Annotated in this window: 9 protein-coding genes; 1 reads left to right on the top strand and 8 read right to left on the bottom strand. The window is 69.6% G+C overall.

Annotation, left to right across the window (positions count from 1 at the left end; all coding sequences use genetic code 11):
- The first annotated feature begins 155 nt into the window (after window positions 1–155).
- On the top strand, window positions 156–2,921 hold the full coding sequence (locus AFER_RS11110) for an EAL domain-containing protein (RefSeq protein WP_049755391.1): 2,766 nt from the start codon (window positions 156–158) through the stop codon (window positions 2,919–2,921).
- Here AFER_RS11110 and AFER_RS07125 read toward each other — a convergent pair.
- The 8 genes from AFER_RS07125 to AFER_RS07090 form a co-directional block, all read right to left on the bottom strand.
- Window positions 2,918–4,558, bottom strand: coding sequence for a metallophosphoesterase family protein (locus AFER_RS07125; protein WP_015798794.1), 1,641 nt, complete (start codon window positions 4,556–4,558; stop codon window positions 2,918–2,920). The genes AFER_RS11110 and AFER_RS07125 overlap by 4 nt on opposite strands.
- Complete coding sequence (locus AFER_RS07120) at window positions 4,555–5,661, bottom strand: ABC transporter ATP-binding protein (RefSeq protein WP_015798793.1); 1,107 nt, start codon at window positions 5,659–5,661, stop codon at window positions 4,555–4,557. The genes AFER_RS07125 and AFER_RS07120 overlap by 4 nt, the downstream gene beginning before the upstream one ends.
- A gap of 8 nt (window positions 5,662–5,669) precedes the next feature.
- Window positions 5,670–6,449 (bottom strand): ABC transporter permease, encoded by a 780-nt coding sequence (locus AFER_RS07115; RefSeq protein WP_015798792.1) that lies wholly within the window; start codon window positions 6,447–6,449, stop codon window positions 5,670–5,672.
- Window positions 6,446–7,285 carry an ABC transporter permease gene (locus AFER_RS07110; protein WP_143711975.1) on the bottom strand — a complete coding sequence of 280 codons (840 nt, stop codon included), beginning with the start codon at window positions 7,283–7,285 and terminating at the stop codon, window positions 6,446–6,448. Before AFER_RS07110 ends, AFER_RS07115 begins: the two co-directional genes overlap by 4 nt.
- Before the next feature lie 47 nt (window positions 7,286–7,332).
- Window positions 7,333–8,481, bottom strand: coding sequence for an ABC transporter substrate-binding protein (locus tag AFER_RS07105; protein WP_015798790.1), 1,149 nt, complete (start codon window positions 8,479–8,481; stop codon window positions 7,333–7,335).
- Window positions 8,482–8,780: 299 nt separating this feature from the next.
- Window positions 8,781–10,097 (bottom strand): MFS transporter, encoded by a 1,317-nt coding sequence (locus AFER_RS07100; protein WP_015798789.1) that lies wholly within the window; start codon window positions 10,095–10,097, stop codon window positions 8,781–8,783.
- A 135-nt stretch (window positions 10,098–10,232) separates the two neighbouring features.
- Complete coding sequence (locus tag AFER_RS07095; RefSeq protein WP_015798788.1) at window positions 10,233–13,160, bottom strand: proline dehydrogenase family protein; 2,928 nt, start codon at window positions 13,158–13,160, stop codon at window positions 10,233–10,235.
- 22 nt (window positions 13,161–13,182) lie between these two features.
- Window positions 13,183–14,217: a 2Fe-2S iron-sulfur cluster-binding protein gene (locus tag AFER_RS07090; RefSeq protein ID WP_015798787.1), complete on the bottom strand. Its 1,035-nt coding sequence runs from the start codon at window positions 14,215–14,217 to the stop codon at window positions 13,183–13,185.
- Between the last annotated feature and the right edge of the window lie 86 nt (window positions 14,218–14,303).

The following is a 14,303-nucleotide window of genomic DNA, read 5'->3' as shown; positions in this document are numbered from 1 at the left end:
GCCTTCGTCGACGTTCATGGTAGGCTCCAGCACGAGGTGTGCGTGGCGTCCGCGTGCGGCGCGGGGCGTGCCAACGGTACGGGTGACCGCGAGGTGGTCGATGCCCCCAGCACGTGAGTGCGCTGTGGGGATTTCGGCGCGGGCAGGTGTGGTACATGCCAGAGCGACGTTCGTACGGTGCCTGGGTGGTCGGCGGTCTCGGCGACCGTCGGATCCCGCGGAGGCGGTTCATCGCCGACACCCGACGACGCACGACCCTCACCGAGCTCATCGATCTCGGTGAGGAGGATTGGAGGCTCGTCGAGCGCTACCGTGATCTGTTGGCGTCCGAGGCTCCGGCACTCGCTGCGGCTTTCTACGACCTCGTGCTCGCGCATCCCGAGACCCGTGCGGTCTTCGCGGGCTTCTCGGTGCCGACCATCCAGCGTCTCATCGACCTCCAGGCCCAACACGCGACCCAGCTTCTCGATCGTCGCTTCGATGAGGCCTGGCGCCGAGGCACCGAGGAGCTGGGCCGACGACACTTCACGTGGCACGTCGATCCGGCGTGGTTGGCCGCCGGCTACGTCGTCTACTGGCAGCACTGGGGCACGCTCGTCGAACACCAGGTGCCCATCGCCGATCGCGTCCCCCTCCTCGACGCGTTGGCACGCATCGTCATCGCCGATCTGATGCTCCAGCTCGAGGGCTTCGCGCGCGCGGCCAAGGCGACGGTTCGAGATCGTGTGGCCGTCTTCGACGCGCTCGTGGAGGCCGCGGCTCGTGTCGGGAGCGCGAATGCGATCGACCAGACGAATTCGCTGGTCGGTGCGATGCTCGAAACGTTGTGTCGACTCGTGTCTGAGCGCTCGAGGGAGATCGTGCTCGTGGCCTATGTGCTGCGTGATCCGGCGAGCGGGCACTGGACGCTGGCTGCCGCGGGAGGGGGGCTCGCTGCGGCACTACGACGCGAGCTACCGACGACCGTCGTCGACGCGCCCCTCGAGTCGGTGCTCGAGGGGCGCCGGTCGTCTGAGCCGATCGTGCTCGACGTGGGCGATCGCCTCGTACCGCGCTGGGACAGCGTCCGGAACCTTCCGTTCGGCGAGGTGGTGCTCGTCCCCTTTGCGGCGGGTCCGGCCCGCGGTCTCGGTGTCGTGGTCACGGCGTCGGGCTTTGCGCGCCGCGTCGGACTCGACTACTTCGAACCGCTCCAAGAGGCAGGTGTACTCGCGTTGAACTTGCTGCACGTCGCCGAGCGAGATCTGCTCACCGGACTCGCGAACCGCAGCGTGCTGACGCCTCGCCTCGAGACGCTGTGTCGGTCATCGCGATCCACCGAGGACCCGGTTGCGGTCGCCTTGCTCGATCTCGATCGCTTCAAGGAGGTGAACGACCTCGTCGGACACGAGACGGGCGATCGGGTCCTGCGAGTGGTGGCGCACGCGCTCGCAGGGGTCGCGCGCGAGGGTGACCTCGTCGTGCGGATGGGTGGCGACGAGTTCGCGCTGGTGCTGCCGGGGCGATCGGGTCGGGCATCGCTCGCGGCGGAGGCGGAGCGCTGGATCGGTGCGATCCGTGACCTCGACTGGGATCGTCTCGGGGTGCCCCAGCTGAGCGGGAGCGTCGGGATCACGAGCTTCCCAGCCGACCGGGCTACGGTCGAGGGGCTGGTGCGTCATGCAGAGCTCGCGCTCTACGACGCGAAGGCCCACGGTGGTGATCGAGCTTCGGTGTTCGTTCCGGCGATGGAGGTGGCGGCTCGGCGTGCCGACGAGGCCCGCACCATGGTGGTCGTCGCGCTCGAGCGCGGACGGGTCTCACTCGACTACCAGCCCATCGTGAGCGCCGATGGGGCGGTGGAGGCGATGGAGGCGCTCATCCGTATCGACGACCCCGACCGTGGACGTATCGGGCCGGCGGTCTTCGGAGCGGCGCTCGATCATCCGGCGCTGGCGCGTCGTGTCGGTCGGTGGGTGCTCGAGGAGGCCCTCGCGCAGCTCGCCACGTGGCACGAGTCCGGGTTCACCTTCGGGGTCTCGGTGAACATCTCGCCGCAGCACCTGCTCGATCCTCGCTTCGTCGACGATGTGGCGAGCGCGCTCGAGCGCCTTGGTCCGGTGCCGACGAGGCTCGTCGAACTCGAGATCACCGAGACGGCGGCACTCGGCGACACCCGTGCAGTCGACGACGTCCTCGAGGCGATCGCCGAACTCGGACTCACCATCGCCATCGACGACTTCGGGGTCGGCCATGCCTCGCTCCGGTACCTGCGGGAGCTGCCTGCGCAGACGGTCAAGATCGACCAGAGCTTCGTGCGCGGCATGCTGACGTCCGCGGCGGACTTCGGCATCGTCGTCTCCAGCGTGCAAGCCGCCCTGTTCCTCGGTCGTCGGATCGTCATCGAGGGCGTCGAGGATGCGTACCTCGAGCGCGTGGCACGCTCCCTCGGCGAGGTGAGTCTCCAGGGCTTCCATCTCGCCAGGCCGATGCCGGCCGAGGCCGTTGCCCGATGGCTCGACCTCGAGGGGTCACGGTGGCACGACCGCCCGCGAGCAGAGGACCCGCTCTTCCAGCGCGCTGGGCTCGGTCCGCTGCTCAGCGTCCACCACGCGCTGATGGGTCGCCTCGAGGCCGCCGTCGTCGACGAGCGCGACGACGAGGGCGCGACGTGGATGGCCGCGAGCCTCGACGACTGCCACCTGGGTCGGTGGTTGGCTAGCGATGCTAAGCGACTGATCGGTGACGAGGGTGCGCGCTCGCTCCTCCGCCAGGTGCACGAAGAGCTCCACACCCGCCTCGTGGCGATCGAGCGACGGCGCTCGAGTCTCGAGCCGGCGACACTCGATCGGTTGTGGCAGGAGGCTCGAGCCGTCGACGAGCGCTTCGTCGCGACCCTCCGTAGCGCGCTCCGGGCGAGCCTCGCAGATCTCGGCAGTTAGGGAGCCGCTGGCGGCATGCTCGGTGTGGCCGGGGCGAACGCGGTCCATCCGTCGCCGCGACGCGCGAGCTGGCGCGCGAGCCCTGGAGGGATCGGGAGTGTCCAGATGGCGTTACGGTCGTTCGGGGTACCGCGTCCTGGTGGTTCGCGCTCTCCGAGGCGCTCGGGGTCGTTCGCGGCGAGCATGCGGGCGATCCCGGCGATCTCGGTGATCGAAGCCGGTGTCGACACTGGTATGCCGACGGCACCAGCGTGGTCGACGACCGTCGTCGCGACGACGAGGCGCTGCGCTCGAGGGTCGAAGGCCACCTCGATGATCCTGCCTTGCTGGGGCCAGTCGATGAGTGACGCCGTCGTCACGTGGAGCATCCCGTAGGGGCCGAGCCTCGATCGCACCCACCGTACCCGGTGTCGGTGGGTGTGCCCGGCCAGCCAGGCGATGACGTTCGGGTAGTGATCCAGCAGCGCAGCGAGGGACGATCCGCCGACTCGTGGCCGCTCCTCCTCTGGGACGGTCGTGTTGACCAGAGTCTCGATCGGATGATGCGTGACGAGCACGACCGCGACGTCGGAGCCTCCTGCGGGTACCCAGCGGCCTTCGTCGTCGAGCCGTCGTTCGTGGGCGCTGTCGAGTTCGTCGACGAGCCAGCGAACCGACGCCGCGTCGAGCGAGCCTTGCCAGCCACCCCACGGGTTGGTCGTGTCGAGTACCAGCAGACGGAGCGCGCCGACGTCGATCCTGCGAGGCAAGGGGTAGTCGTTCGTGATGGCGGCGAGTGGTGCGCGCTCGGCGAGCGGAGCGACGCAACGGTGTGGAGCCCCGACCACGAGTCGCCAGGGGTCCGGTGCCGTCCGCTCGTGGTCGGCGAGGGCGTGCGCGAGATCGAGGTCGGCTGCGACGCCAGTGGGTGCGAGCCCCCCCATCGCGGCTCGGGCAAGGCGGGGCGATGCTGGGACGGTGCCTTGGAGGAGGAGGTCGTGGTTGCCGGCGACGAAGAGGACCGGCAGATCGTGCGTGGCGAGCGGGATGGGCGCCGCCAGTGCCGACCACCACCCTTCGATCTGCGGAAAGCCGCGCCTCGTGCGCCACTCGTCGAAGGGCTCACCCTCTGGGTGCCAGTAGTGCGGATCGTCGTCGAGCCCGCCCGGCCCTTCGAAGGGATCGGCGAGGCCCGGAGCCCTAAGCGTCCCCTCACGGCCGCTGAGGAGCGCGCTCGCCGCTGCAACCTCGTTGGCCTGGGCATTGTCGGCGAGGTCGCCGCTCGCGACGACGAGGTCGACGGCACCACCGAACACGGGCGCACGGGTGATGGATCCGAGTTGGCGGACCATCGCGGCGAGGACGTGGGCACTCGCCGCCTCGTGGGGTCGATAGGTGCCGACGCGGCCGATGCGCGTACGCAGCGGACCGTTCGGTTCGCCGAGGTGGTTGAGGAATGGCGCGCGGATCGGGCTCGAAGGGTCGGTGACGTGGAGGTCGGTGAGGTGCCAGAGGGTGCCGAGAACGATCGGTGCGCCGTTGGCGTGCTCGTGGAGGGAGCCACGCTCGCCGAGGCGACGGTGCGGCTCACCGGGCGCCGGAGCAGTCGTCACGAAGGGCTCGGGGCCCGTCGTCGCGATGGTGCGATCGGTCGTCATGGACGCTCCTCGGCACGCTCGACGAAGAGCACCGTGCCGCGGGGGACGACCTCGACGCGGGCGCCGGGGGCGAGGTCGGCGGTTGGCTCGCCAGCGAGGGTCACGACGAGCGGATCGGGCAGCGTCGGCCACGCCACGGTGACGTCGGTGCTTGCACCTCGGAACACGAGGCCGAGGATGCGGCCCGTACCGTCCGGTGCGGGTGTGATGGTGAGCGATTCGGGCCGCATGAGTGCGACGTGCCGGGTGCCGGGGGCGAGGTCGGCGGTAGGCGCGTCGATCTCGTGTCCGAGCACGAGGAGCCGCCCGTTCTCGGTCATCTGGGCCGGGATGCGATTGGCTCGGCCGATGAAGGACGCGACGAAGGGCGTCGCCGGCCGATGGTAGATCTGTGTCGGGGTGTCGAGCTGCTCGAGTCGGCCCGCCCTCAGCACCGCGACTCGGTCGGCGATGCTGAGGGCTTCCTCTTGGTCGTGCGTGACGAAGACGGTCGTGGTGCCGAGTTCGAGCTGAATGCGACGGATCTCCTCGCGCAGGCGCACACGCACGGCGGCATCGAGCGCGCTCAGCGGTTCGTCGAGGAGCAGGACGCGGGGCTCGATCGCGAGTGCGCGAGCGAGCGCGACCCGTTGGGCTTGACCCCCCGAGAGCTGGTGGGGTCGACGATCGGCGAGTTGGCCGAGCCCGACGAGCTCGAGGAGCTCGTGTGCGCGAGCCGTGCGGGCGGGGCGACGCATCCTGCGGAGGCGGAGGCCGAAGGCGACGTTCTCGAGGGCGGTCATGGTGGGGAAGAGGCTGTAGGCCTGGAACACCATGCCGATGCCGCGTCGATGGGCGCTCACGCGAGTGACGTCCTCGCCGTCGATGACGACCCTCCCCTGGTCGGGGCGCTCGAGGCCGGCGAGGACTCTGAGTGCGGTGGTCTTCCCGCTTCCCGACGGGCCGAGGAGGGCGACGAGTTCGCCGGGGTTGACGGTGATCGAGACGTCGTCGAGCGCCCGTGTCGGACCGAACGCGCGCACGAGGCCCTCGAGGCGTACCTCGACGCCGTGTGATCGCGCGACGGTCGTGCGGGTGTCGGTAACGGGTTCGAGAACGTCCATGGCGCTCCTCAGGCTTGTCGATCCGCGACTCGGGTTCGCTCGCGGCCAGCGGCGACGACGACGACCGCGAGCAGGACGACGGTGCCGACCAGCGCGAGCGTCGACACCGCGACCGCCTCGGTTGCTTGGGTGGCTCCGATGGTCTGGAGCCACACGGGGAAGGTCGTGAACGAGAGCAGACTCGCCATGACGTACTCCCCGAGCGAGAGAGCAAAGGCCATGGCGGCGGCGGCGAGCAGGGGCCCTCGAAGGCTGGGGACGAGGACGAGCCGCATCGTCGCGCTCCAGCGCGCTCCGAGGGAGCCAGCCGCCTCGGTGAGGGTGCGCAGGTCGAGGGCGGCGACGCCCGCATCGACGATGCGGTAGCTGTAGGGCATCGCGAGGACCACGTACTCGGCGACGAGGATCGCCGGGGTCCCGGTGATGAGCGACGGCAGGAACCGCAGCGACGAGGTGACACCGAGCACGATGACCACGACCGGCACCATGATCGGGATCAGCACGAGCGTGTCGACGAGCGGGGCGAGGCGCGGGGCGCGGAGGCGCACCCAGAGCGAGGTCCAGGTGACGAGGATCAGCTCGAGGATCGCCGTCGCGACGCCCACGCGTACGGAGAGCCAGAGCGAGCTCCAGAATGCGCCGGTGCGGACGATGGCTGCGTACGCGGACATGGTCAGGGTTCCGTGGGGTCCGTCCAGGCTGAAGCGCCCTGATGCGACGAGTGGCACGAGGACGTAGGCCGCGACCAGCACGACCACGGCAAGCGCGAGCAGGCGTGCGCGGCTCACCGGGCCCACCTGGTTTGGCGACGTTGGGCGAGCGCGTAGACCACCGAGACCAGCGCGACGAGCACGATCATCTCGAGGCCGAGGGCGTCACCGACGTTGGCCTGGTTCGCGACGACGTTCCCGTCGATGAGGTTGCCGATCTCGAGCGGGATGAGCGGGATGACGCCGCCTGCGAGGGCGGCGGCGGTGGCGTAGGCCGCGAACGCGTCGGCAAAGAGGACGAGGAGGCCGGCGAGGACGGTCGGGGCCAGCAGCGGGGCCGCGACGTGGCGCCAGAAGTGGGACGGACGTCCGCCGAGGGTCCAGGTGGCCTCCGACCACTCACGCCGCAACCCTCGAATGGCGGGGACCATGATCAGCACCATGAGGGGGAGGAGGAAGTACTGATAGACGATCACGAGCCCCGTCACCGAGTAGAGCGTGAAGCCATGCGCGTACGGGTCGAAGCCGAGGTGGGCGAGCGCCAGCGTGACGACCCCGAAGTTCCCGAGGGTCGCCACGAACGCGAACGCGAGCGGGACCCCGCCGGTGTTGGCGAGGACCGCAGCGACGGAGGCGGTGATGCGGTTGAGGCGCTCGGAGCCGAGCGAGACGATGGCCGCCGCGGCTGCGGTGCCGAGGACCGCGGCCACCACGGACGCGGTGGCGGAGAGTTCGACGCTCACGACGAGCGCGTGGAGAAAGGCGCCGCTGGTAGCCCCCTTGAGCGCCGCCAGGCTCACGCCGTGCGCGCCCGTGAAGGCGCCTTCGAGCACGCCGGCAGCGGGCACGACGAGGAAGATGGCCAGGTAGGCGATCATCGGCACGAGGCCGACGAGCGGTGTCAGGCGGGCCACCCGAGCAGCGGTGGGGGACGCTGCTCGGGTGGTGGTGGAGGCGACCGCTAGACCGTTGGCCACTCGGCGACCACCGTCTTTGCGGCCGAGGCGAGTTCGCTCGCCGTTGGGAACGCAAGATTCGAGGGGAGCGGCGGCAGCTTGGCGAGCGCTGCGCGGTTGACCGTGCCGTTGGCGATCATGGCCTTGAGCTCGACCGGGTAGGCATAGCCCTCGAGCCAGCCGTTCTGGCCAGCGGGAGAGTAGAGGTAGGTCTCCCACAGGCGCGCTGCCGCTGGATCGGGCGCGTTGGCCGAGATCGCCTGCACGTAGTAGGCAGCGACGTGGGCGTTCGAGGGGATGAACGACTTCCAGGTGACCTTGCCGGCCAGCTGGCTGGCGTACTGCGCCTGGAGGTAGGTCCAGTCGAGGGTCACGCGGCACTGGCCGGCCTCGATGCTGGCGGCGGTGGCGCCGGTGGGCACGAAGGTGCCGGCTTGGTGCAGACGCTGGAAGTACGCGATGCCCGGTGCGATGTTGGCATAGGAGCCCCCGTTCGCGAGGGCCGCAGCGAAGACGCCCGAGAAGGCGGCGCCTGCGCTCTCAGGGTTGCCGTCGAGGCAGACGCTGCCCTTGTAGGCAGGCTGCGTGAGCGAGGCGAGCGAGGTCGGGCGAGGGACGGCACCTGCGTTGTAGCCAACCGCGATCAGGCCGCCGTAGTCCTCGAACCAGTCGCCGTTCGCTGCCTTCTGATTGGCCGGGATCTCGGACCAGGTGGGCACCTTGAAGGGTGCGAAGAGATGCTCCTGTTGGCCCTGGAGGGCGAACGACAATCCGACATCGACGACGTCGGGCTCCTTCGCGGTCCCCTTCTCCGTCTTCAGCGCCGCGAGCTCCTCGCCGCTCGATCCTTCGGGATTGGCGACGTTCACGGTGATGCCGTAGCGCTTCTCGAAGGCGGCGATGATCGAGCCGTAGTTGGCCCAGTTCGACGGCAGGGCGATCGCGTTCAGGTGCCCTTCGGCGCGGGCGGCCTTGATGAGGGCGTTCATGCCGCCGCACGCTTGAATCGTGGTCGCGGTTGCCCAGCAGGCGGGCGATGAGGTCTGGGCGGAGGTGGTCGACGCGGTCGTCGCGCTTCCGCAGGCGGCGAGCAGGGCGCTGGCCGCAGCGACGCCGGCGAAGAGCCGGGGCGTCGTGAGCTTGCTTCGTGTCATCGTGTCCCTTTCGACTGGGTTGTCATCCGACGTCGAGGACGCTACGAAGCCAAGGTGACGCGACAGTCGCACGCTGGAGAACGTTCGGTGCTCCGATGGTGAACAGTTGGTGACCTCCCACCACCCGCTTGGCGCTGGTCCACCATCGATGGTGACGGCTCGCGGGCCCAAGTCACGATCGGTGGTCACGCTGGCCTCACGCAACGAGCGCCGTCGACAATGCGCGGCACAGACAACCAAGGCCCGCCAGAGGCGGGCCTTGGTTGGTGGGTGGGGGAGTGGGTGCGACCAACGCTACGTCACGGAGCTGTGGAGGTCATGGGAGGACCATCGTGCATCCCTGGGAGCGAGCTCGTGCGCGCCGCATGGCGCTCTTCGGGTGGATGGAGGTTGCGGAAGAACGCCCAGAACACGAGTGCGCTCAGGGTCTGGATGAGGCCGCCGATGACGAACGGCAGCGACAGGCTGACCTCGTCGAAGAGGTATCCCGTCAGTGTCGGGGCGGCGGCCATCGCGAGCTGGCTCGGCAGATTCGAGAGCGCGGCGACCTGGCTCTGCTCCTCGGGGTCGGCCATGGCGAGCGCGTAGGACTGGCGTAGCGGAAGGGCGATGCGCTGGGCGAACATGCGGACGAGGTAGATGGCTCCCGCGATCACCAGGGTGGGTGCGAGCGCCATCGGCACGAGGAGGAGTCCCTGGGCGACACGCAAGATCGCGGTCGCGCGTACCGTGCCGAACCGGGCAGCGATCCTGGGGGCGACGAGTCCGGAGGCCAGCGTGATGATGTTGATGACGAGGTAGAGCTCGCCGATCGTCACTTGGCTCGCTCCGTAGCGACGATGGAGCCAGTAGGTCACGAAGGTTCCGAACATCCCGACGGCGAGGCCGTTCAGTGTGTTGGTTGCCCAGAGCCGCCAGAGGAGCCACGCGGAACGACGCGGGAAGGTGAAGAGCTTGGGCCGTGGCTGGTCGGTCGCGACCGGTGTGGCGGGTTCATGGATCCAGAGCGCGACGATCGCCGCGATGGCGGCGAAGGCCGCTGCGACCAGCATCGATGGTCGAAACAGAGCGGTGGCGGCGCTGTCGACGACGTGCGCGTGGCCGAGGAGCGCCGCCAGCGCGGTGCCGACGAGGGCGCCCGCGGTGGAGGCGATGGAGACGAAGGAGAAGGCGCGGTTGCGCTCGGTCGGCGTCACCGCGCGAATGAGGAGCTTGGATTCGGCCGGCTGGTAGGGCCCGACCATGCCGGCCCCGGCACCCGCCCCCCGGCCGAACGATCCTGCGGCGGCGAAGGCGAACAAGATCCAGGTCGTGTGGCTCTCGGCGTAGGCCACGGCGGCCAGCACGGTGATGGCGGGAACGACGATCATCCAGACCTTGGCGCCGACGCGATTGGTGGACAGGCCGATGACTTGCGAGAGGATGGCCGCAAACAGCGCGACCGCGAGGTAGAGAACACCGAGTTTGAGGCCGCTGAAGCCGAGTGCGACGAGATAGAGCGGCACGGCGATGCCGGCGATCGCGCGCGACGTGCTCATCGCGAGCCGTGCGATGAAGATGATGGCCACGTCTCGGTTGTGGAGGAGCTCGCTCCACTGACGGGTCTTCGTGGCCACGGTCATTCCTCTCGTCGTACGCAGCGGGGCGTGCTCACAGGCTAGTTGCACAATGCAACCACTCGTGCCGCTGGAAGCTTCCCGTGCCGGCCGCCCCCGGGATCGACCGCGACGATTGGTGCGCTGGGTCGTCCCTCAGGCGATGTCGGGGCTGAAGCCCTGGCGGATCAGGTTCTCCGACACCACCTGCTGATCGAGGAACTGGAGCAGATAGCTCGGACCACCGGCCTTGAAACCGACCCCCGAGTGTCCGAAGCCGCCGAAGGGATGGCGGCCCGGGATGGCGCCGGTGATCGGGCGGTTGACGTAGACGTTGCCGGCGCGAGCGTGGTCGACGACGCGCCGGATGGAGCTCGGCGAGCGGGAGTAGACACCCTGCGTGAGGGCGTAGTCGGTATCGTTCGCGCGGTCGATGGCGTCGGCGAGGTCGTCGGCGGTGTCGACGACGAGGACGGGACCGAAGATCTCGTCCCTCCAGAGCGGCGCGCGGTGGTCGGGATCGACGAAGATGGTCGGTGGCACGTAGCTGCCCTCGCTCGGGGTCGACGGTGCCTGCCACGCGAGCGTCGCCGCATCCGCGGCGTCGGCGATGACGCCGCGGATGCGCGCTTGGGCCTCATCGTCGATCACGGGAGGCACCACGGTCGCGGAGGAGCGCGGGTCGCCGATGGGGAGCTCCGCGGCGGCCTCGATCAGTCGCTGGACGAATGCGTCACGGATGCGTCGGTGCACCACGACCCGCGAGGCGGCCGAGCACTTCTGGCCGGCGAAGCCGAACGCGCTCTGGAGCACGCCCGGAACCGCTTGGTCGAGATCCGCATCGGCATCGACGATGATGGCGTTCTTGCCGCCGAGCTCGGCGATGACCCGCTTCAGCGCGCGCTGACCGGGGCGCAGCGTTGCGGCGCGCGCCACGATGTCGAGACCGACGGCCTTGGAGCCGGTGAAGGCGATGGTCGCCACCTGGGGGTGCTCGACGAGGGCTTGGCCGATGGTCTCGCCGCGGCCAGGGAGGAAGACCAACGCTCCGGGCGGCAGCCCTGCAGCCTCGAAGGCATCGGCGATGAAGCTGGCGGTGAGAGGCGTCTGTTCGGCGGGCTTCAGGATCGTCGGGTTGCCCGTCACGAGGGCGGCGGCCGTCATGCCCATCGGGATCGCGAGCGGAAAGTTCCACGGCGGGATGACGGCGGTGACGCCGCGCGGACGATAGTGCAGGCGGTTGCGTTCGCCCGGCGGGGAGTCGAGGCGGTCGGCCCGCTCGAGGCGCCGTGCCATCTGGGCGTAGTAGTGCAAGAAGTCGATCGCCTCGCCCACGTCGTTGTCGGCCTCGACCCACGGCTTGGCCGCTTCGAGGACTTCGGTGGCGACGATCTCGCGTCGATGGTCGGCGAGGTAGGCGGCGGCGCGTTCGCAGATGGCGGCGCGCCCAGCGAGGCCGAGGTCGCCGAGGGCCCGGGCCGCGCGCTCTGCGGTTGCGACCGCAGCCTCGACGATGGTGGGGTCGTGGTCGGCCCACTGCGCCACGACCACGTCCCGATGGGCGGGGTTGCGACTCCCCGCGAGGCGCGTGCCGAGGAGCCGCTCTGCGCCGAGGCGAGCCGGGACCGATCGTGGCGAGGCCGCGATCTGTGCGGCGAGCGCTTCGAGCGTGGCTCGTTGGGCGGCGCGGACGTCGCCGTGACGGAACTGCGTCTGTGGGGTGTGACGATAGCCAGGCGGCACGCTCGGGGGCACGACGGTGGCCGGACGGGAGCGCGGCGGAGCGAGCAGCTCGTCCAGGCCTTCTCGATCGCCGAAGCGATGGCGAACGAACGAGGAGTTGGAGGTGTTCTCGAGGAGGCGACGCACGAGATAGCTCATCCCGGGCAGGAGCGAGCCGACCGGAGCGTAGATGCGCACGGCTGCGCCGTAGCGGCGTACCGCGGTGGCGAGCGGTTCGGCCATGCCGTAGAGCATCTGGATCTCGAAGCGGTCCGGGTCGAGACGGCGCGCCTCTGCCTCGGCGAGCACGACGGCGAGGCTGCGGAGGTTGTGCGAGGCGAACGCAGGGTGGACGCGATCGGCGGCGTCGAGCAACATCGCCACCGAGCGCTCGTAGCTGCGATCGGTGTCGGCCTTGTCGACGAAGACCGGCGGCTCGACGCTCTCCGTGACGGCTTGGGAGACCTCGGTGTCCCAGTAGGCGCCCTTGACGAGGCGGATCCAGACGCGCAGGTGCGTGGCGCTCGGGATCTCGGCGAGCAGTCGCTCGAGCTCGCCGAGGTGTCGGCGGAGATAGGCCTGGAGGACGATCCCGATCTGCAGCTCGGCGAGCCCTGGGTCGGCGATGATGCGCCGGAAGACCGCGAGCGTCGTCTCGTAGGTGTCGTAGTGCTCCATGTCGAGAAAGACCAGCGAACCCTCGGTCTGGGCGCGCTTGAGGAGCGGTTCGAGGCGGCTCACGACCTCATCGACGACGAGATCGTGGGCGAGCGGCGACCAGCGAGGGCTGAGGGCACTTGGCTTCACCGAGATGGAGACCGTCGGCCCGATGAGCGGTCCGCGGGCTTCGAGGACGGGGCGTGCGCGCACGAGGTGGTCGTGGATCTCGCCGATGGTGTCGAGGTAGCGCGCCGACTCCTCGGCGGTGATCACCTTCTCGCCGAGGAGATCCACGGTCGAGGAGTAGCCGAGGGCGGCGAGCGCGCCCACGCCGCCGACGACGCCGTCGGGCGCTTCAGCCACGATGAACTGCCTCGCCATCTGGAGGATGTTCTCGCGGGTGATGCGCTCGAGCAGCCAGCGGCCCGAAGGGACGCGTTCGGCGAGGCGCTGTCCGGTGCGCATCCACATCGGTGCACGCTCTGCGAGGTAATCGCGGACGTGGTCTGCGACGTCGTCGGCGTCGGCGAGGGCAGGAAACACGTCGACGAGTTGGAAGAGGTTGGCGCGAAAGCCAGGATCGTCGAGGGCTTGGGCCATGATCCGGCCAGCGAGACCGTGCATGCCGAACACACCGCTCGCACCCTCGACGGAGGCGAGCTCACGACCGATGGCCTCGATGCGTGCCTGGGAGACAGTCATGGCCGGAGCCTACCAAACGTGCTCACCACGGCCCAAGGACCGACAAGGAACCGAGGTCGTCCTGGGGGACGTAGGGCTCTCGATACAGCGACGACGGATCGGCGCCGAGCGCGAGACATGCCCGGCGCGTGTCCTCGACGAAGGCCTCCGGACCGGCGATGAAGACCGCGACCCCGGCGAGCGTGCCGACGAGATCGGCCAAGATGGCAGGGATGCGGCCGCGAGGTGGTGGGCCCTCGTCGCGTGTCAAGGTGCGCACGAAGTGGAAGTTCCCATAGCGCCGCTCGAGGTGTGCGAGCAGGCCACGCGGGTACACGTCGGCCTCGGTGCGTGCGGAGAGCACGAGCGTGACCGGATGGGCGAACCCACGACGGAGCGCGGCGTCGGTGAGCGCGAGGATCGGTGCGAGTCCCGAGCCGGCCGCCAGGCAGACCACGGGCGTGGCGATCGACGGGTCGCCGATGAAGGCGCCGTAGGGTCCATCGAGGCGGAGCTCGTCGCCGGGCCGACGGTCGAGCAGCCACGCGCTGGTGCGGCCGAAGCGTTCGCGCGTGACGAAGAAGTGCAGCTCACCGTCCGCGCGCGGGGCGTTGGCGATCGAGTAGGCCCGCCGCGGCGCGTCCGGGGGGTTGCCGAGGTGCACGTACTGGCCCGGCCAGTAACGCAGCGGCTCCTCGTCGGGTCGCAGCACGAGTTCGGTGATGGCGGGGGTGCGCTCGATCGCGTCGACGAGCGTGAAGGGAACGTCGCGCCGGGGTGGGAAGAGGAGCGGACGTGCATCGATCGTGCCCCACTCGATCTCGAGCACGTCGGACAGCGGCTTGGCCATGCACATGGCGCCGTAGCCCTCGGCTCGCTCGGCCGGGGAGAGCGCCATGTCGAGGACGAAACCTTGGTCGAACTCGCCCTGGCGCACCTTGACCTTGCACTCACCGCAGGTGCCGGCGCGGCAGTTGTTCGGGAGGGCCCAGCCCTCAGCCTCGAGGGCCGCGAGCACTGTCGAGCCCTCTGGGCACGGCACTTCACGACCCGACGGGTAGAGGCGGATGGTGGCCACCTTCCCTCCTTTGCGACACCAAGGGTGAGTCTAGGCCGACGACCGACCGACCGGTCGGTCGAAGATCTGCTAGCATGGCGGTGCCA

The organism is Acidimicrobium ferrooxidans DSM 10331, assembly GCF_000023265.1.
GTDB lineage: Bacteria > Actinomycetota > Acidimicrobiia > Acidimicrobiales > Acidimicrobiaceae > Acidimicrobium > Acidimicrobium ferrooxidans.
This window is presented reverse-complemented; position numbering and strand designations above follow the sequence as displayed.